Consider the following 19,362-nt stretch of genomic DNA (forward strand, 5'->3'; position numbering starts at 1 on the left):
TCAGAATCCTGCGCGCGTGTTGGCGAAGCCGGCCGGCGCGGTTGCGTTGGCGTCGAGCAGCCAGCGCGCGCGCGGCGGCGCATCCATCGTATCGGTCAATCCCAGCGCCATCCGCTCCGCGCCGGCCCAGGCGATCATGGCGCCGTTGTCGGTGCAGAGCGCAGGCGGCGGAATGATCAGCGTGGTCTGCGCCTTCGAGGCGACATCCTGCAGCGCGCCGCGAATGGCGTGGTTGGCCGCGACGCCGCCGGCGGCGACCAGCGCGCGGGGCGGGCCGAATTGCTCGTGAAACAGTCTCAAGCCGACGCTCAGCCGATCTGCGGTCGATTCCAGCACCGCGGCCTGAAAACTGGCACAGAGGTCGCTGACATCCTGCGGCTCCAGCGGCATCAAGCGGTTGGCCTCATTGCGAACCGCCGTCTTCAATCCCGACAGCGAGAAATTCGCATCCGGCCGGCCGAGCATCGGCCGCGGAAAGGCGAAACGTTTGGCGTCGCCGCTTCCCGCCGCGCGCTCGACCTCCGGCCCGCCCGGATAGGGCAGCGACAACATCTTCGCGACCTTGTCGAAAGCCTCCCCCATCGCGTCGTCGACGGTGGTGCCGAGCCGCACATATTTGCCGACGCCGACCACGGCGACGATCTGGGTGTGACCGCCGGAGGCGAGAAACAGACAATAGGGAAAGGCGAGCGCGCAAGTGAGCCGCGGTGTCAGCGCGTGCGCTTCGAGATGATTGACCGCAATCAGCGGGGTGTCATGCACCATCGCGATGGCCTTGGCGGTGGTGAGGCCGACAATCACGCCGCCGATCAGGCCGGGACCTGCGGCGGCCGCGACCGCTGACAATTGCGCGAAGCCGACATTGGCATCTTTCATGGCCTGGCTGACGATCCCGTCGAGCAGGTCGACATGGGCGCGCGCCGCTATCTCCGGCACCACGCCGCCGAACCGAGCGTGTTCCGAGGTTTGCGAGCGCACGATATTGGATAGAATCCTTCCGCTTCCATCGCGCTGGCGCTCGACCACGGCGGCTGCGGTTTCATCGCAGGTGGTCTCGATACCCAGCACCAGCATCGGCTTGTCGTTGTCCAATTTGAACCCTTGCGCTATCGCCAAAAACAACGCTTCCGTAACCGGGTAGCACTACGAGGTCGCAACGTGCAATCGCCTGGGCGTGCCCGAAACCGGTTTGGCGGAGATCTGAAATATGGCCGTTCTCGTGACGCGACCAAGTCCGGATGATGAGATGACGGAGAAGTCCCTCCGCGCGCGAGGGGTCGACGTGCTGCGCGCGCCGATGCTGCGGTTCGAGCCGGTGCCGTTCCAGGACGATGCGGACGCGACCTATGGCGCCGTCATCGCCACCAGCGCCAACGCGCTGCGCGCCATCGTGCCCCATCTTGCCGACAGCCGGCTTCTCAAACTGCCGCTGTTCGCGGTCGGAGAAAATACCGCGGCGGCGGCCCGCGATGCGGGGTTCGGCGAAGTGATCGCCTCAAAGGGCGACGCCGGCGCGTTGCGCGATCTGGTGCTGGCGAGCGCGAAATCGAAGCAACTGAAGAAGGCGAGCCCGATACTGTACCTTGCCGGCGCCGATCTCGCGCGCGACCTTGCCGGTGAACTCGGCGAAAAGGGTTTTACGGTGGTGACGCATACCACCTACCGGATGGTGCCCGTGCCCAGCCTGCCGCCCGAAGTATGTGACGCTTTCGTGGCGCATGAGGTCGAAGCCGTGCTGCATTACTCGCGGCGCAGCGCGCGTGCGTTTCTGGAGGCGGCGCGCTTCGGCGGTGTCGAAATCTCGGCATTGGCGCTGCCGCAGTGCTGCATTTCGGCAGGCGTCGCCGCGGTGTTGCGGGATGCCGGCGCGACCCAGGTCACGACTGCGGTTTCGCCGGATGAAAACGCCCTGTTCGAGGCGCTGGACCGGGCGTTGCAGGCTCGATCGGGTCCTAATCTTTAAGTCTGATCATGGTCTAATCGGAAAACCGGTGCCGCCACGGCCGGATCATGCTCTAAGACGTCTCGATTCTACTAAGTTCCGGCATCTAACTACCTCAAGGGAACCGCTGTGATGGTCGATAACAGGCCCGAAGACACTGGATCGTTGCCCGAATCGGGTCGGCCGAAGCGTGAGCCGCCGACCATCGATCTCGATGCCTCCGAAGTATCGAGCGAAACCAGGAATTCTGGCGAGGCGCCATCCGAACCTGTGGCTGAACCCGCGCCCGAGATCGCCGAAGCGCCGGTTGGGGAGCCTCCAGTTGAGGAGTCCCGGGTGGCGGAGCCGCCGTCCCGGCCTGTCTCACCCTGGGTCATCGCGCCGGTTTCCGGCGCGGCCGCGGCAGCGCTGGTGATCGGCGTCGGCTGGATGCTAGGCTGGCCCGCGATTCAGCCAGCCTCCGTATCGCAGACCGCGCAGCTCAACGCCGCCGCCATCAACGGTTTGACCGCGCGCATCGCCGGCCTCGAATCCAAGGTGGGCAAACCCGTAGCTGATCCCGCCGCTGCCGCGCGCACTGAGGCACTTGAAAAATCCGTCGCGACGCTGCGCGGTGAAGTCGCGGCGGTACGCGCGCAAGGCGAGAAGCTGGCATCTGCCATCAACGAGGTGAAGTCGGCGCCGCGTGGCGACGGCACCGTGTCGCCTGATCTCAGCGCGTTTGCCGAACGCATCGCCAAGATCGAGAGCCAGATGCGGGCGCAGAGCGCCGAGATCGCGCAACAAGGCAGCAAGCTTGCCGACACGACGGCCGACGCCAAACCTGCGGATGATATGCCGCTGCGCCGTGTGGTATCGGCAGCGCTGCTCGATGTGCTGGTCCGGATCGGCGATCCCTATCCGACGGCGCTCGCCGCAGCCAAGGCGCTGGCGCCCAATCCCGAAGCGTTAAGGCCGCTCGATCAATTTGCGGAGAACGGCGTGCCGAACGCCGGCAAGCTGAGCACGGAACTGCTGGCGCTGATGCCAAAACTGTTGCCGGCCCAACAGAGCGCCGCCACCACCGGCACCGGCATCGTCGACCGTCTGCAGGCGGGCGCCGCCAAGCTGGTCAAGATCGAACGCACCGATACCGCCGGCACGGACCGCGGCGCCGTGGTGGCGCGGATTACGGCGGCTGCGCTGCGCAATGATTTCAACGAGGCGCGGCGGGAATTGAAGACGCTGGAGCCGGCCGATCGCGCCGCGGCGCAAGAGTGGCTCGAACGGGCCGATGCGCGCAACGCTGCGCTGGCCGCATCCCGTCAATTTGCAGCCGATGCCATGGCTGTGCTCGCCAAACCGGCGCAATAAGGATTTCGATGATCCGGATCATTCTGTTCCTGGTGTTGATCGCGCTCGGTGCAGCGGGCGCGGCCTGGATTGCCGAGCAGAGCGGCGATGTCGTGCTGTCATGGGGCGGCTATCGCGTGCAGACCACGCTGCCGGTGTTCGTGCTGGGGCTCGGCATTGTCGTCGTCGCGGCAATGATGCTGTGGGCGATCCTGCGCGGCCTGTGGCGCACGCCGCAACGTATCCGCCGCAACCGGCGCGAACGTCGTCAGGCCCGCGGCCGGCATGCGATCACGCAAGGCCTGCTCGCGATCGGCCATGGCGATTCCGCGGCTGCCCGCATTCACGCGGATGCCGCGCGAAAGCACGCGGCGCATGATCCGCTGGCCCTGCTGCTGCATGCGCAATCGGCGCAGCTCGACGGCGACCGCGAGGGCGCGCAGCGCGCCTTCCGCACCATGGCCGAGCGTGAAGACACGCGGCTGTTGGGTCTGCGCGGCCTGTTCATCGAGGCGCAGCGCGCCGACGATCCCGTCGCCGCGGTCATGCTCGCCGAGGAGGCGCTAAAGCTGTCGCCATCGTCGTCATGGGCCTCGCACGCCGTGCTCGGCTTCTGCTGCGCCAAGGGCGACTGGGCCGGCGCGCTAAAGATCCTCGACAACAATCAGTCGGCCGGGCTGATCGACAAGGCGACCTATCGCCGGCAGCGCGGCGTGCTGCTCACTGCACGCGCGCTCGAGCTCGAAAAGGTCGATCGCGATCTGGCGCGCGAGAGCGTGATGGAAGCGGTCAAGCTGGCGCCGACTCTGGTGCCCGCCGCGGTGCTGGCGAGCAAGTTCGAGAGCGAAGCGCACCAGGTGCGGCGTTCGATGCGTCTCGTCGAGACGGCGTGGCTGGCGCAACCGCATCCGGATCTGGCCGATGCCTATGCCCATGTGAAGTTGGGGGATTCCGCACGCCAACGGCTGGTGCGGGTCGAGACGCTGGCGGCGAAAACACCGGGCCATATCGAGGGCGCGCTGGCGATTGCGCGCGCCGCGATCGACGCCTCCGAATTTACCAAAGCGCGCGAGGCGCTGGCGCCCTTCATCGCTCAGCCGACACAGCGCGTCGCGCTGTTGATGGCCGAGATCGAGCGCACCGAGCATGGCGATAGCGGCCGCGCGCGCGCTTGGACCTTGCGCGCGGTGCGCGCGCTGCACGATCCGGCCTGGACCGCCGACGGTTATGTCAGCGACCGGTGGCGGCCGGTTTCCCCCGTCACCGGGCGGCTCGATGCCTTTCAATGGCAGACGCCTGTCGCGGCGCTGCCGTCTGACAAGGGCGCCGCGATTGAATCCTCCCCGTTCGAAGAAGCCATGCTGGCGACGCCGCGCCGCGCCGTCGTGATTGCGCCGCCTGGGGCCGTGGACGAGCAGCCCGCCGAGCCCACTGCTCCCGTCACGCCCGAACCGCCCGCCGCGCAGGACAATGTGCCGCCGGCGGCTGCTGGCATGGAAGCGGCTCCGGCCGAGGCCACCCGCCCGGAAGCGGTCACCGCTCCGACGCCCGAGCCAGCCCCGCCGGAGCCAGCCCCGCCGAAGCCGGCCGAGCCGGCACCAAGCCAACCGGCGCCGCTGTTCCGTTCCCGCCAGGATATTCCAAAGACGGTTCCAACCCCGATTCCCGCCGTGATCCCCCTCATTCGAGCCCCCGACGATCCTGGCATCGACGAGGACGGCCCAGCGGACGAATTCGCGGAACAAATCGCCCCGCCCAAGGCCCAGGCCGGCGGCTGGCGGGGATTTTTGTCACGATGGGGCGGCAGCTAGGCCCGTTTTTCTTGCCAATCGGGGCGCTGCCCGATATCAGGTGCGGGCGTTCGCGGCTCACCCCGGAACGCCGCTTCGGTCCGCCGCAATAGCTCAGTTGGTAGAGCACGTCATTCGTAATGACGGGGTCACAGGTTCGAGTCCTGTTTGCGGCACCACGCTTTTTCAGAAAATTTCCTGAACGATGGGCGCTCGTTGGCGGATGCGTTTGCGTGACCTGTCTCACATAAAGGACCGCGTGCCTGGCCTAGTCTCTGCCTCGACCTCAAGGGGAGACACCAACATGCGTAAACTCATTCTCATCGCAGGATTCGTTCTGGCATCCGCCGCGGCTCAGGCTGGGGATCGGAGCTTGTCGCTGGGTGGCATCGAGCAGGCGCCCGCGAAGGCCGTCGATGCGCCGAAAACCGCTGAAGCCCCGCAGCCGCCGGAACCGCCGAAATATGTTGAGCGGCCGGCGATCGAGCACAAGGCTGAGACACCGAAGGCTGAGACACTCAGGACTGACACGAACAAGACGGCCACGCCCAAGGCGGCCAGGGTATATCGGCCCGCCGCGGCTGCGTCCGTGAACGCGGCGCCCGCGAGGCCCGCGTTCCGGAGAACGGCCTCAATGTCCAGGAGTATGAAGCCGCGCCGCAAGCACCACTGGATCGAAGCGCGCATCGTCCGCGAGCTGCATCGCCACGGGATCTATTGGTAAAAATGCCAAAGCAAAACGCGCCCTCGGGACTATTCCGAGGGCGCGCTTTTGTTGAATGATGCCTGAGCCTGTCGGCTTACTGCGAAACCGTCTGCACCACGCTGCTGATCGGGCGGCTGGCGACCGCCGGCATTTTCTGGTCCTTGACCAGCATCGCGTCATATTCGGGCAGGGTTTCGAGCTGCTCCTTGGCCTTCATCTGCACGACCTTGTAGCCGCCGGCTTTGAGGCGGCGCAGCAGCGTCGGCAAGGCCTGCGCCGTGCTCTTCTGCAGATCGTGCATCAGGATGACGCCCTTGCCCTGCTTGTCGAGCTTGGTCATGACGTTCTGGATCACCTGGTCGGGACCGGAAGACTTGAAGTCGTTGGAATCGACATCGACTGAAAACATCGCGATGTTGCGCGTGCCGAGATAGCCGAGCGCGGCCTGCGTGTGCGCGAGCCCCGGGAAGCGGAAGAACGGCGCGGGAGCCGTGCCCAGCGCCATCTTCACGGCGCTAAAACCCTTCTCGATCTCTTCTCTCATCTGCTGCTCGGTCAGCTTTTTGCCGTCGAGATGTGTGTGCGACCAGGTGTGCGAGCCGATGGTGTGGCCGGCGGCCGCGACCTGCTTGAGAATCTCCGGATGATATGTCGTGTGCTTGCCGACCGGAAAGAACACGGCCTTGGTGCATTCATCCGATAGCGCCTTGAGCACGGCGGGCGTGGTCGGCCACGGGCCGTCGTCGAAGGTCAGCACGACCTCTTTGTCGGTCAGGAAGTCGAACTGCTTGTATTGCAGGAAGCCGAAGCCGGGGCCGCCGGTGGTGTCGATCACGACGGTACGGCTGACGCCGAGTGCGTCGGGATTGGCGCAGGCCGATCGCGCCGGCTGGGCTGCGGGAATCGGCACGGGGGCAGGGGCCGGCTTCGAGAGAGAGGCCGTGGTCTCGACGTCGTCCCGCAGTGCGGGCCTGGCTGCGGCGGGTGCCGGCTCGGCCGCACGGGCGGCGACGGTTTGGGGTGCAGCCGCATCGGCTCGCGGCGAGGAGGTCCAGAACCAAACGCCGGTGATCACCAGCGCCGTCACTACACTGGCCAGCATCAGGCCCAACGCATTACGCATCGCTACTCTTTCCACATACTCGGGGTACACACACGCAACGGGCCATTAATGCCAACAATGTCTTAACGTCTCGCGAACAAGCGCCGGTTAGAGCGTTTTTCAGCGAAGTGGACACCGGTTCGCGTCAAGAAAACGCGTCAAAACAAGAATCTAGAGCCCGGTTCTGATTCAATCAGAACCGAAAAGGCTCTAGACGAAGGAGATGAGCGCCTTATGCGCGAGTGAGGTCAGTCACAGTCGGCCCGCAGTTCCCGGCGCATGCTCCTGACATCAACAACGGGCTCGCTTGCCGAGCCAACAGGAGCCGACAATGACCGCAGTGTTCTTCAATGCCGTTCGCAAGGTCAGTCTAGTGCTGGCCTTGACCACCTCTTTCGCCGCCGCTTCCTCGACCGTGAGCTTTGCCTTCAGCTCTGAAGCGCAGCAGATGTGCACCGGCGACGCATTCCGCCTCTGCAGCTCGGAAATCCCGAATATTCCGAAGATCACCGCTTGCATGATCAAGCATCGCGCCGACCTGAGCGCGGGCTGCCGCACCGTCATGGATCGCGATCTCGGGGCGAAGAAGGGCAAGCTCGCCGCGCAGTAACCCCTGGTCTTCGGCGGCTCCGAAAACGCTTGCGTCGATGCGACGCAGGCGTTTTTCGTTTCGCGGCGTTCACAACGCGAACGGTTGGGCCATTTGAGCGTTCACAAATGCGTGCGGCTTGGATTTTGGCGGACTGGATTCCTGTTTTGATGCGTTTTCTTGACGCGAACCGGTTCCAACCTCGCTCGAAAACGCTATAGAACGCCCTGATTGCGTTTCTCTGGTGTGAAGGCATAGCAAATGACCAAGATCCTTTTCGTCATTCCCCTGATCCTGATGGCCTCAAGCGCGTCGGCGCAAACACAAAAAAAAGAGGGGCATGACGAGTGCGCGCGGGACGTCTCGCGGTATTGCCGGGCGCAGATGCAGGCTGGCGATCAGGTCATTCTCGCCTGCCTGAAGCAGAACCGCTCACGGATCAGCAAGGCCTGCCAGCAGAAGCTGACGAGCGCCGGGCAGTAGAGCCCGCAGTCGCGGCTTAGCCCGTGCCGTTCCCGTTGGTGCGGAGCGATTGGTAGAAATCGTAACTCAGTAGTGCCATCACCAACACGCAGATGACGATCAGCGGCACCGCCTTGATCCACCAGAGCATGATGCCGAGAAACGCGCAGACGCCGGCAACGCCGATCAGTCCGGTGATGAAATTCGTCATCGGCCGCTCCTTGTTTTCGCGCGACGCGCATTGGTCTTGGCACTGGTCTTGGCAGGCGCGGCTGTGCCGCGGCCGCGTTTTCCGAGAGTATTGATTAGCCAGTTGGCCGTCCGCAGGAGCCGCGCATCGTTGCCGCGGCGCCCGACCAACTGCACGCCAATGGGCAGGCCGCTTTCCGATTGCAGCAGCGGCAGCGTCACCGCCGGCGTCCCGAGATAAGTCCACATTGAGCAGAACACGGGGTTGCCGGTACTGTCGAGGCCGCGCGGCGCCGGGCCCGGTGCAGACGGAGTCAGAATCGCGTCGTATTCGTCAAACACGCCGTCGAGCGCCGCGTTGAGCGGCGCGCTGCCGGCCAAGGCGCGGGTGTAGTCGACGGCCAAAACCTGGCGCCCGCGCTCGATCAGCGCGCGCAGCATCTTGCTCAGGGACTTGCCCCCCTGCTCGAAATCGCGATGCAGGTTGTGCGCCATCTCCACTTCCATGACAGTGCGGTGCATCTCGATGGCGCGGTCGAAGCTCGGGCCGACCTCGACTTCGGAAACGTGCTCGCCCAGCGCCTCCACCAGTTCGGCAAACGCCTCCGTCGTCACCTGCTCGACGTGCTTCCACGCGGGCGAGCGCACGAAAGCGAACCGCGGCGGCAATGGCGGCTCGCTTGCCGCCAAGTCGACAAAGCGGGGAGGGGCAAGGGGGCGCGTATCCGGATCTTCCTCGTCGAAACCCGCAAGCGTCTGCGCCAGCAGTGCTGCGTCGTCGACCGAGCGCGCAAACACGCCGACATGATCGAGTGCCCGCGATAGCAGTAGCGCGCCGCTCCGTGGAATGAGACCGTGTGTCGGCTTGAAGCCAACCACCCCGCAGAAGGCGGCGGGGCGGATCACGGACCCGTTGGTCTGCGAGCCGATGGCGCCCGGCACCATCAGCGCCGCAACCGCCGCGGCGGAGCCCGATGACGATCCGCCCGGCGTGTGATCCGGGTTATGCGGATTTCGGGTTTTGCCCGGATTGAAATAGGCATACTCGGTCGTCACCGTCTTGCCGAGGATCACGGCTCCTGCCGCCCGCAGCCGCGCCACGGCCACTGCATCGCGGCGCGGCGTGCGTCCCGCCCACAGGCTTGATCCGAACTCCGTCGGCATGTCGCCGGTATCGAAAATGTCCTTGATGCCCAACGGCACGCCATGCAGCGGGCCTGTGGCCTTGCCTTGCTTGCGGCGGTCGTCGGCAGCCTCGGCCTGCCGCATCGCGTAGTCGCGATCGAGGAATGCCCACGCCTCGATGTCGCGATCGGCCTCGTCGATGCGTTTCAAGCAGTCGGCGACGAGCTCCACTGAGCTGAGCCGACCGTCGCGGATGCCGGCCGCCGCTTCCGCAAGCCCGAGCGCATTGAGACTCATGCGCACCCTTTCAGCGCTTTACCGGACTGGCTCACCGCGATCCGTAGAGATAGCTGGGCAACCACAACGCAATTTCCGGGAAGATGTAGACCAGTGCCATGGTCAAGAAGACCAGGCCGACAAAGGGAAGCGCGCCGGAGAAGATGTCGGTGAGCTTCACCTCGGGCGGTGCCACGCCTTTCAGGTAGAAGGCGGCCATCGCAACCGGTGGCGTATTGAACGCGGTCTGCGTGTTCAGTGCGACCAGGATGCCGAAGAAGATCGGATCGATGCCGTAGTTGGGAAGCAGCGGCAGGAAGATCGGCACGAAGATGATGATGATCTCGGTCCATTCCAGCGGCCAGCCGAGCAGAAAGATGATCACCTGAGTCAACAGCAGGAACTGGATCGGCGACAGGTTCATCGAGGCGAAGAACTGTTCGACCACCGTCTGTCCGCCAAGGACGGCAAACACCGCGGAAAACGTCCATGAGCCGATGAAGAGGTAGCAGACCATCGCGGTCGCGCGCACGGTCAGATATACCGATTCGCGCATCATCGTATAGTTGAGCGAACGATAGGCGGCCGCCAGAACGATGCTCATGAGGGCGCCTACGGCAGCCGCCTCGGACGGCGTCGCCAGCCCGAACAGGATCGCGCCGAGCACGGCGACGATGAGGAGCGCGAGCGGCAGGAATGATGTGGCAAGCGCCCAGATCACCGTGGAGATCGGCACGTTGGTCTGCTCGGGCGGCAGCTTCGGTGCGAGCGCGGGATTGATGATCGCGCGCGCCATCGCATAAAGGATGTAGAGCAGAGCCAGCAGGAACCCCGGAAAGAACGCGGCCGCATAAAGCTTGACCGCCGAAACGCCGGCGGTGGCCGCATAGACGATCAGGAGAATGCTCGGCGGAATCAGGATGCCGAGGCAGCCGCCGGCGCAGACCACGCCTGCCGACAGCTTGGTGTCGTAGCCGGCTCGCAGCATGGCGGGCAAAGCCAGCAGCCCCATCAGCGTGACAACGGCGCCGACGATGCCGGTGGCGGTGGCGAACATCGCGCAAGTGATCAGCGTGGCCACCGCCAGAGCGCCCGGCACGTTCTTCATCGACAGTTGCAGCGAGTAGAACAGGCGGTCGAGAATATTGGCGCGCTCGACCAGATAGCCCATGAAGAGGAACAAGGGCACCGCGACCAGCACGTCGCTGGACGTGACCTCGAACGTCTTCTGCACCAGCAGCGTGAAGATGCGGTTCTGGAAGAACTCCTGACCGGGAGTGTAGTAGGCATAGTAGCCAAACGAGACGCCCATCGCCATCAGCGTGAAGGCGATCGGGAAGCCGAGCATGATGATGAAGATGAAAAGCCCCAGCATCAGCATGCCGAGTTGAGGGTCGGTCATGCGCCAGCTCCCTTCTCACTCGGCTCCACCGCAGCCTGCTGCTGCTGATGCTCGCGGATGATCAGGCTCTCGGTTTCCTCAACGTCGTGCAGGCGTTGTGGCCATTGGCCGGTGCGGATGCACAGCACACAGCGAATGATTTCAGCGAAGCCTTGCAGAAGCAGGAGCAGGCCCGTGATCGGGATCAGCGCCTTCAGCGGAAATACTGGCACGCCAGCCGGACTGAAGATGCTGACTTCGCGGAAGCGAACCGACATATCGGCATAATTCCAGCCCGAATACATCAGCGCTGCGATCGCCGGCAGGAAAAACAGAATGTAGAGAACGAGGTCCATCGTCGCCTGGGTGCGCGGTGACCAGAGGCGGTAGACCACGTCGGCACGCACATGGCCGTTGCGCGAGAGCGTATAGGCGCCGGCCATCAGGAACATCGCGCCATAGGTGATGTAGCTGATGTCGAACGCCCAGGTGGTCGGCGCACGCAGCACGTAGCGCATGAACACCTCGTAGCTGACTCCGAGCGTGAGGACGAGAATCAGCCAGGCGAACGCCTTGCCGACCCAGGTGCTGAGTTCATCGATGAAAAACAGAAACTTCCTCATGCGAGTTGAACTCGCTGTAAATCGCACATCCGGATGTCCCCCAGTTGCTGGCTGAGCGGCGCGTCAACCGCGCCGCCCATTATTCGTACCGCCGATCAAGCGCCGCGAGCTCGTCAAACCTTGAGCACACCCGGGAAGTGATGCTCGAAGGCGCCACGGTAATCAGTTGCGTTGGTCATGTTGTAGTAAACCACGCGGCGCACCCATGCCTTCTGCGAATCCATCACCTTCTTCATGAATGGATCCGACCCGAGCTGGGCGATCAAGCCGTCCCATGCCTTGATCTGCGCATCGAACACGGACTTGGGCGTCCGCTGAACGTTGACCTTGTCCTTGTTGATCAGTTCCTGCAGGTCCTTGGAGTAGTAGTCCATCCCCTTCCATTCGTTGGCGGAAGAGACTGCCTCTGCAGCATACTGCAGGATCGCCTTTTGCTCGGCCGCCAACGCATTGTATTTCGTGCGGTTGAACATGATCTCGAAGTATTCCGTCGCCTGATGGTGGCTGCCCAACATGTAGTTCTTGGCGACGTCCTGCGCGCCGAAGCGCCGGTCCGATGTCGGGTTGTTGAACTCGAATCCATCGATCACGCCGCGCTCCATGGCCGGCACGATTTCGCCGCCCGGAAGCTGCGCGACAGAGGCGCCCATCACCTGGAACAGGTCGGCGGCCAGACCCACGGTGCGGTACTTGAGCCCCTTCAGGTCGGCATCGCTGGTGATCGGCTTCTTGAACCAGCCGAGCGGCTGGGTCGGCATCGGCATTGCGAAGAAGCTCTTGATGTTGACCTTCATGATCTGGGTCTGGAGTTCTTCGAACAGCTCCTTGCCACCGCCGTTGTGAATCCAGCCAAGACCTTCGTTGGCATTGAAGCCGAACACCGGCCCGGTGCCGAACAGCGATGCGGCCTTGTGCTTGCCGTACCAGTAAACTGTCACCGTATGTGCCGCGTCGATCTGGCCGCCATGCACGCCGTCGAATACCTGGAACGGGTGCACGACCGAGCCGCCCACCAGATAGTCGATGCGCAACCGGCCGCCCGCCATCTCGTTGACGCGCTTCACATAATCTTCGGCCATCTCGTTGAAGACGTCGGCCTTGCCCCACGAGCCCTGCATCCTCAGGGTCGCCGTCTGCGCCCGGCTGACTTGTGGCATCGCAATCGCCGCACCGCCGGCGGCCGCTGCCGTCAGGAAACGGCGCCGCGTCGTTTTTGTATCGCTACGCTTGCTCATGAGTTCCTCCCGGTTGAGATGTCGCCCGCTGTCGCCGCAGGCTTGTTTGTCTCAACGACAAGTCAAAGGCTTGCGCGGCATTTTGGCAAGCGGGAAGTGCGCGTGCTCCTTATGAATCGCTCAAGTGGCAGGGCAACGTTGCCATTTCGCAGGCGCGAAGCAGGACCTGTCGCGTTCGGCGGGGCGAATGCGCGCCGGCGTCTTGCACTTTAGTCGCAGGAAATTGGTGGCGCGGTGTCGGCAATACGCTGAATCAAGTTGGGCTGATTTATTCCCGCGCCATTCTGCGCCCAATAGCCGCGCCGCGTCGCCCTTACCGATTGATCAGGTGCTGCTGCCTGCTGCGGTTGCGACTACCGGCAAGACCTCGTTGGCGGCGCGGTCGGGGGTATCTTCCTTCCAGCGGACCGAGCCGAACGGCCGCTCCAGCATGCGGCGGACGCGGATCGGCTCCGGCCCGAGATGAAAGTCGATCGCGCGCTGGTGCAGGGCGCGCTCCGACTGCGTTGCACGGTTACGCTGGCGCAGATAATCGAGCCAGGTCGGGCAATGGTAGCGCTCGGTCCATAATTCGGGGTCGCCGATGTCACGCGCGATCGACCAGCCATAGGCGCCGTTGCGCTGGCGGCTGAGCTGCACTTCCTGCATCACATTGTGAAACGCGCGCGCGTTATCCTGCGCGACGCGATACTCGATTTCGACCACCAGCGGTCCGCTGCGCCCCGTGAGCGACAGCCGCACTTCGGGATCGGCAAGCAGTTCGGTGGCATCCTCGTTGCGCGCGCCGACCGGCGGCATGCGCAGCCAGATGCCAAGCAGGGGTGAGATCAGCATCAGCCCGGCCGAAACCAGGAGCGCGATCTCCACGCCGGCAAGGTCGGTGAGATGTCCCCAGCCCCAGCTTCCGACCGCAATGCCGCCAGCGATCGACGCCTGGAAAGCCGCCAGCGAGCGGCCCGCAACCCAGCGCGGCGCTGAAAGCTGCACGCCGATATTGAACAGAGCGACCGCCAGCATCCACACCGCGCCGGCGAGCACGAGCGCAATCGCCGTCAGGACCGCGTTGGTGCTCAGGGCGACCGCCGCGATCGCGCCGGCCATCGATATCGCGCAGGCGCGCACCGCGGCCTCGCCGCTCATGCGCCGGCGGACCTCGCCGATATTCAGCGCGCCGAACACGGCGCCCATGCCGAAGGCGCCAAGCATGATGCCGTAGGTTTGCGCGCCGCCATGCAGGAGATCGCGGGCGACCAGCGGCATCAGCGCCGAGACCGAGCCGCCAATGATGCCGGTGACCAGCGTGCGCGTCAGCACGATCCTGATCGATGGCGAATTGGTGATGTAACGCACGCCGGAGACCATGGCGCGGTTGAGCCGTTCGCGCGGCAGGCGCGACGGCTCGTTGGCGCGATTCCACAGAAACAGGACCACCATCAGCGGCAGATACAGCACCGCATTGACGGCAAACGCGGCCACGGCGCCCGATGTGGCGACCACGATGCCGCCGATCGCCGGACCGAAGCTGCGCGCAATGTTGTAGCTGATGCCGTTGAGTGCGACCGCCGCCGGCAGTGTCTCCGCCGGTACCTGCTCGCTCACCGAGGCCTGCCAGGCCGGCCCGAACAGCGCCATGCCGCTGCCGACGACAAAGCACAGCGCCAAGAGGATGTTCGGCGTAACGAGGCCGAGCCACGCCAGCACCGTGAGCGCGGTTGCACCGACAAGAGCAATGCCGAGCGAGACCAGCGCGACGATGCGGCGGTCGTGCATGTCGGCGATAGCGCCGGCGGGCATCGAGATCAGCATGACCGGCAGCATCAGCGCGGTCTGCACCAGCGCGACCTTGTCGGCCGAAGAAGTCATCTGCGTCATCGCCCAGGCCGCGCCGACGCCCTGGATCAAAATTCCCAGATTGGAAACGAGGCTGGCGAGCCAGATCCGCCGGAACACCGCGTGCCGCAACGGCGCTGCGATCCCGTCAGTCGCAAGACGCGAACGTTTCGGCTGGTCGGTCATGATCGGTTCCGTTGGCGTTTTGTCACCGGCTTGATTCCGTTCGAATGTAAGGTGATGCCTGCGAAAGCCCCGGCCTGTCCAGTCGAAGCAGCACTATCGGGGGTGCTATCGCACAGCTAAGGTATTGAAAAGCAACGGGAGGTTTCGGAATGCGGCTGTCGCGGCGGTTGATCCTCAAGAGTGCCGGAGCGTTGCCCTTGCTGGCGGGCGGTCTTCCGCTCCTCGGTCTGCAGGCGCGGGCGCAGACCGCGCCTGCAGCCGTTCCGCCGATCCTGTTTGTGCATGGCAATGGCGACCATGCGGCGCTCTGGATCACGACGCTGTGGCGAATGGAATCGAATGGCGTGCCGCGCGAGCGAGTGCTGGCGATCAATTTCACCGACCCGCTGGCGCGGAGTGACGACAAAGTGGAGCAACCGAACCGTTCCTCGACCGAAGACCAGCGCCGCGAGCTCGGCGAGGCCGTCAAGGAACTGCAGCGTCGTACCGGCGCCGCGCGCATCGCCCTGGTCGGTAATTCGCGCGGCGGCTATTCGATCCGCAATTACATCAGAAATGGCGGCGGAGCTGATGTGAGCCATGCCGTGCTGTGCGGCGTTCCCAATCACGGCATCTATGATTGGGGTGACGGCATCAATAACGAGTTCAACGGCCGCGGCCCATTTTTGCGTGGCCTGAATGAAGGCGACAGCGAGGCGACGCCGGGCACGGCGTTTCTCACTTTGCGCAGCGACGGCAACGATAAATATGCGCAACCCGACGGACGCTTCGTCGGCAAGCCGGGCACGCCGACCGGCGTGACATCAGATGGTCCTGCGCTGAAGGGCGCGACCAATCTGGTGCTCGGCGCGCTTGATCACCGCGAAGTCGCCTTTCATCCGCGCGCGTTTCGCGAGATCTATAAATTTATCGCTGGCGTAGAGCCGTCACGCATCGAGATCGTGCCGGAAGCTGACGTCAAACTGAGCGGACTTGTGACGGGCTCGCCGGGGGGCGTCGTCACCAACCGCCCTGTGGCTGGCGCAATGGTCGAAATCTATCGCGTCTCTGCCGAGACCGGTGAACGGCTCGGCGGCCTGATCCACTCTTCGCAGACCGGCGCCGATGGCCGCTGGGGTCCGGCGCAGGTCGAGCCGACCTGGTATCTGGAAATCGTGCTGACATCGGCCGGTTCGACCACGACGCACATCTATCGCTCGCCGTTTCCGCGTTCTTCCGAGATTGTGCATCTGCGCGCCGCACGCCCGCTCGGAACGGCCGATGCCGGTGCGGGGGCGGTGGTCCTGATGTCGCGCCCGCGGGGCTATTTCGGCTTGCCACGCGATGTGGTGCTGATCGACGGCAAGGAGCCAAAGGACGTGAAATCAGGCGTGCCAGCCGATTCGGTCACCACCTTGCGGCTTCCGGCGTCGGAGGTCGGCAGGCCCGTCGTGACCATCTTCAACACCGAGCGGATCGTGGCACGGGCTTGGCCGGCCTCCGAGAACCGGATTGCGGTTGCCGAATTGACTTATTAGCTGTTTCCTGACGGGTGCGCCTTTGTGGCGCCCGGATCGAATACATAGTTGGAGCCGTAGCCCGCATGAGCGAAGCGATATGCGGGGGCGTTGGTCCCGGATATCGTGGAGCCTGTCATCGGGCGCGCATTTCGCGCGACCCGTTGGCTCATCCGGGCTACGAGAGTGGCGCCGATGAGCATAGCCGAGACCTACGACATGACGGTTGCGCGAGCTCCATTGGTGCCGCCGAGCCCGCCGCGGGCGCCCGACGACATGACCGTGTTCGGGCGGATGAAGGCGATCCGCGAAAGCCCGATCGGTAGCTGGGGCCAGCGGGCCTATGAGGAAGATATCGTCCAGGGCCGGTTCTTCGGACGCAGCACGTTCATTCTCAACGCGCCGGATGCGATCAAGCATGTGCTGGTCGACAATTACGAGAATTATACGCGCACGCCAGCCGGCATCCGGGTGCTGCGTCCAATCCTCGGCGAAGGCCTGCTGATTGCCGAAGGACGCGCGTGGAAGCATCAGCGCCGCACGCTGGCGCCGGCGTTCACGCCGCGCGCGGTAATGCCGCTCGTTCCGCACATGCTGGCGGCGATCGACGAAACGGTCGCCAAGCTCAGAGCCGCCAGCAATGGGCACGTCGACCTGCGTGAGGCGATGCAACGGATGGCGCTCGAGATCGCCGGACGCACCATGTTCTCGTTCGGGATGGATCGCCATGGCGCCGCCTTGCGCGATTTCGTGATGGAATATGGCGAGCGGCTGGCGCGCCCGCATTTCCTCGATCTGCTGCTGCCGTTGAGCTGGCCAAGCCCGCAGGACATTGCACGCAGCCGCTTCCGCAAGCGATGGACCGCGTTTGTCGGCATGCTGATGGCCGAACGCCGCGCCGCCGGCAAGCAACAGGGCGGGCCGGCGTGCGACCTGTTCGACCTGATGGGCGACGCGCGCGATCCGGAAACCGGCGAGGCCTTCACCGACGAACAACTCGGCGATCAGGTCGCGACCATGATTCTCGCCGGCCATGATACGACGGCGACCGCATTGTTCTGGGCGCTCTATCTCCTGGCGCTCGATCCTGCCACGCAGGAGCAGGTGGCGAGCGAAGTGCAGGGCGCGACGATCAATGACGCGTTCGATATCGAGCGGCTGAAATTTACCCGCGCGGTGATCGATGAGACCATGCGGCTCTATCCGCCGGCGTTCCTGATCGCACGCGCGGCGATTGGGCCGGATAAGATCGCCGGCCTGCCGGTCAAGAAGAAGGACATTGTCCTGATCGCGCCGTGGCTGTTGCATCGGCACGAGAAACTCTGGCGCGATCCGAGCGCGTTCATCCCGTCCCGCTTCATGACGGGAACGCCGCCCGATCGTTTCGCCTATCTGCCGTTCGGCGTCGGCGCCCGCGTTTGCATCGGCGCGCATTTTGCGCTGGTTGAAGCCACGCTGGCGCTGGCGAAGATGATCGGCGCGTTTCGCGTCACGCTGTTCGACAAGGAGCCGGTGATGCCGATCGGCGTGGTGACGACGCAGCCCGACCGTTCGCCGATATTTGTCATCACGCCCCGGTAGTCTTTTTTTGATCCGGGATTGCCGGAGAGCGCGAAGAAAATGCGTCAGAGAAGGAAACGCACCTTGCGCAGTCGCCGCGGGAGCGTCATCTAGGTTGTCAGCATGAGCGATACCCAGGCCCAGTTCGCAGTCTTGAAGCAGACCGCCGATCCGGCGGTGGTCGACGCCATCTCGCAACTGATCGCCAAGGGCGAGGACCGCGAGCTCAACCGGATCAACCTGTTGGATTTTGCCGCGCGCTACGGGCTCGACGAGGAAAAGGTCATCTCGGCCTTCCTGCATTCGGCGCGGCTCGGGCTGTTCGATCTCACCTGGAATGTGCTGTGCCCCGGCTGCGGTGGCGTGCTCGGTGCGCACAATACCCTGAAATCCCTCCGCCACGACGATTATAATTGCGCGCTGTGCGCCCAGGGTTACGAAGCATCAGTCGACGACCGCGTCGAGGTCGCTTTCACGGTCAGCCCGCGCGTCAGGCGCATTGCCGCACACGATCCCAACACGCTGCCGATCTGGGAATATAACCGCCAGATGTTCTGGAGCTCGGGGATGGACCTGAGCGAGGAATCGATCAAGCGACTGATCGACGAGGTTTCGCTCGAAGCGATCGAACTGCCGGCGGGCGAAAAGGCGGTGCTGTCGCTGCAATTGCCCAACCAATTCGTGATCGTGTTCGAGCCGGTAACGCATTCGGCGCATTTCTTCGATGTACAGGGCGAGCCGACCCGCGAGCGGCAACAGTTTTCGATCGTCTTCAACAAGCTGCAGGCGCCCACGGGCTCGACGGTGATGCGGCCGGGACCGCTACGGCTGTCGCTCGAAAACCAGACCGACCACCGAGTGCTGCCCGCGGTCTGGGTCGCCAACGACACGCTCCATGAGCTGCTCGGCAAGCGCAAGCCGATCCTGACCGCCAAGCGGATGCTGTCCAACCAGACTTTTCGCGACGTCTTCAAGGCGGATAATCTCAACGTCGATCAGCGCCTCAAGATCACCTCGCTGACCTTCCTGTTCACGGACCTCAAGGGCTCCACCGCGCTCTATGAGCGGGTCGGCGATCTCGCCGCCTTCGACCTGGTGCGGGCGCATTTCCACGCGCTGCTCGAAATCATCGCTTCAGAAAAGGGCGCGGTCGTGAAGACGATCGGCGATGCGGTGATGGCGACCTTCATCAGGCCGGAACATGCGATCGTCGCGGGCCTGCGCATGCGGGCGGCAATGGCGACGCTGAATGCCGAGCGCGGCCGGGAGGACCTGATCGTCAAGATCGGCATTCACGAAGGCCCCTGCCTGGCGGTGATGCTGAACGAACGGCAGGATTATTTCGGCCAGACCGTCAACATCGCTTCACGGGTGCAAAGCCTGTCGACCTCGCGGGAGATCCACATCACCGGGCCTGTGATCGAATCGCCCGCTGTGGCCACGATCCTGGCGAAGGAGGCGATCCGGCCGATCCAGAAGGAAGCGGCACTGCGCGGCATCGCCGACAAGATGGTGGTGTACGAGATACCCTAAACGGC

At 64.3% G+C, this 19,362-nt stretch carries 17 protein-coding genes and 1 tRNA gene; 10 read left to right on the top strand and 8 right to left on the bottom strand.

From position 1 onward, the window contains the following. Entirely contained in the window at window positions 1–1,074 is a 1,074-nt protein-coding gene (gene tsaD / locus RX328_RS01250; RefSeq protein ID WP_213251026.1) for a tRNA (adenosine(37)-N6)-threonylcarbamoyltransferase complex transferase subunit TsaD, read from the bottom strand. Between the two features lie 133 nt (window positions 1,075–1,207). Between tsaD and RX328_RS01255 the strand changes: the two genes are divergently transcribed. From RX328_RS01255 to RX328_RS01275, 5 genes are all read left to right on the top strand, one after another. Next, on the top strand, window positions 1,208–1,963 hold the full coding sequence (locus RX328_RS01255; protein WP_213250686.1) for a uroporphyrinogen-III synthase: 756 nt from the start codon (window positions 1,208–1,210) through the stop codon (window positions 1,961–1,963). Between the two features lie 111 nt (window positions 1,964–2,074). Then, a complete protein-coding gene (locus tag RX328_RS01260) occupies window positions 2,075–3,295 on the top strand; it encodes a COG4223 family protein (RefSeq protein WP_213250689.1) in 1,221 nt (406 codons plus the stop codon). A gap of 8 nt (window positions 3,296–3,303) precedes the next feature. After that, window positions 3,304–5,085 carry a heme biosynthesis protein HemY gene (locus RX328_RS01265; RefSeq protein ID WP_213250691.1) on the top strand — a complete coding sequence of 594 codons (1,782 nt, stop codon included), beginning with the start codon at window positions 3,304–3,306 and terminating at the stop codon, window positions 5,083–5,085. 82 nt (window positions 5,086–5,167) lie between these two features. Beyond that, window positions 5,168–5,243, top strand: a tRNA-Thr gene (locus RX328_RS01270). Window positions 5,244–5,368: 125 nt separating this feature from the next. Then, on the top strand, window positions 5,369–5,788 hold the full coding sequence (locus RX328_RS01275) for a hypothetical protein (protein ID WP_213250694.1): 420 nt from the start codon (window positions 5,369–5,371) through the stop codon (window positions 5,786–5,788). A gap of 76 nt (window positions 5,789–5,864) precedes the next feature. Here RX328_RS01275 and RX328_RS01280 read toward each other — a convergent pair whose 3' ends face one another. After that, on the bottom strand, window positions 5,865–6,893 hold the full coding sequence (locus RX328_RS01280; protein ID WP_213250697.1) for a polysaccharide deacetylase family protein: 1,029 nt from the start codon (window positions 6,891–6,893) through the stop codon (window positions 5,865–5,867). Window positions 6,894–7,203: 310 nt separating this feature from the next. On the opposite strand from RX328_RS01280, the gene RX328_RS01285 reads away from it, so the two are divergent. Both RX328_RS01285 and RX328_RS01290 read left to right on the top strand, forming a co-directional pair. Beyond that, window positions 7,204–7,482: a hypothetical protein gene (locus RX328_RS01285; protein ID WP_213250700.1), complete on the top strand. Its 279-nt coding sequence runs from the start codon at window positions 7,204–7,206 to the stop codon at window positions 7,480–7,482. Window positions 7,483–7,722: 240 nt separating this feature from the next. Then, window positions 7,723–7,944, top strand: a complete 222-nt coding sequence (locus tag RX328_RS01290) for a hypothetical protein (protein ID WP_213250702.1) — start codon at window positions 7,723–7,725, stop codon at window positions 7,942–7,944. A 16-nt stretch (window positions 7,945–7,960) separates the two neighbouring features. Here the strand turns inward: RX328_RS01290 and RX328_RS01295 are convergent, their stop codons facing one another. The 6 genes from RX328_RS01295 to RX328_RS01320 all read right to left on the bottom strand — a co-directional run bounded on the left by RX328_RS01295 (window position 7,961) and on the right by RX328_RS01320 (window position 14,768). Further along, entirely contained in the window at window positions 7,961–8,134 is a 174-nt protein-coding gene (locus RX328_RS01295) for a hypothetical protein (RefSeq protein ID WP_213250705.1), read from the bottom strand. Then, window positions 8,131–9,534: an amidase gene (locus tag RX328_RS01300; RefSeq protein WP_213250707.1), complete on the bottom strand. Its 1,404-nt coding sequence runs from the start codon at window positions 9,532–9,534 to the stop codon at window positions 8,131–8,133. The genes RX328_RS01295 and RX328_RS01300 overlap by 4 nt, the downstream gene beginning before the upstream one ends. A 31-nt stretch (window positions 9,535–9,565) precedes the next feature. After that, the gene (locus tag RX328_RS01305; RefSeq protein ID WP_213250709.1) at window positions 9,566–10,915 is read right to left on the bottom strand and encodes a TRAP transporter large permease subunit; all 1,350 of its coding nucleotides are present in this window, start codon (window positions 10,913–10,915) and stop codon (window positions 9,566–9,568) included. Continuing rightward, window positions 10,912–11,517: a TRAP transporter small permease subunit gene (locus RX328_RS01310; protein ID WP_213250712.1), complete on the bottom strand. Its 606-nt coding sequence runs from the start codon at window positions 11,515–11,517 to the stop codon at window positions 10,912–10,914. The genes RX328_RS01305 and RX328_RS01310 overlap by 4 nt, the downstream gene beginning before the upstream one ends. A gap of 113 nt (window positions 11,518–11,630) precedes the next feature. Beyond that, window positions 11,631–12,752: a TRAP transporter substrate-binding protein gene (locus RX328_RS01315; protein WP_213250715.1), complete on the bottom strand. Its 1,122-nt coding sequence runs from the start codon at window positions 12,750–12,752 to the stop codon at window positions 11,631–11,633. A gap of 324 nt (window positions 12,753–13,076) precedes the next feature. After that, complete coding sequence (locus tag RX328_RS01320; RefSeq protein ID WP_213250716.1) at window positions 13,077–14,768, bottom strand: MFS transporter; 1,692 nt, start codon at window positions 14,766–14,768, stop codon at window positions 13,077–13,079. Window positions 14,769–14,917: 149 nt separating this feature from the next. On the opposite strand from RX328_RS01320, the gene RX328_RS01325 reads away from it, so the two are divergent. The 3 genes from RX328_RS01325 (at window position 14,918) to RX328_RS01335 (ending at window position 19,357) form a co-directional block, all read left to right on the top strand. After that, entirely contained in the window at window positions 14,918–16,285 is a 1,368-nt protein-coding gene (locus RX328_RS01325; protein ID WP_213250717.1) for a hydrolase, read from the top strand. A 174-nt stretch (window positions 16,286–16,459) separates the two neighbouring features. Beyond that, window positions 16,460–17,845 (top strand): cytochrome P450, encoded by a 1,386-nt coding sequence (locus RX328_RS01330; RefSeq protein WP_213250718.1) that lies wholly within the window; start codon window positions 16,460–16,462, stop codon window positions 17,843–17,845. Between the two features lie 102 nt (window positions 17,846–17,947). After that, window positions 17,948–19,357: an adenylate/guanylate cyclase domain-containing protein gene (locus RX328_RS01335; protein WP_213250719.1), complete on the top strand. Its 1,410-nt coding sequence runs from the start codon at window positions 17,948–17,950 to the stop codon at window positions 19,355–19,357. Window positions 19,358–19,362 lie beyond the last annotated feature (5 nt).

This window comes from Bradyrhizobium sp. sBnM-33 (assembly GCF_032917945.1).
GTDB lineage: Bacteria > Pseudomonadota > Alphaproteobacteria > Rhizobiales > Xanthobacteraceae > Bradyrhizobium.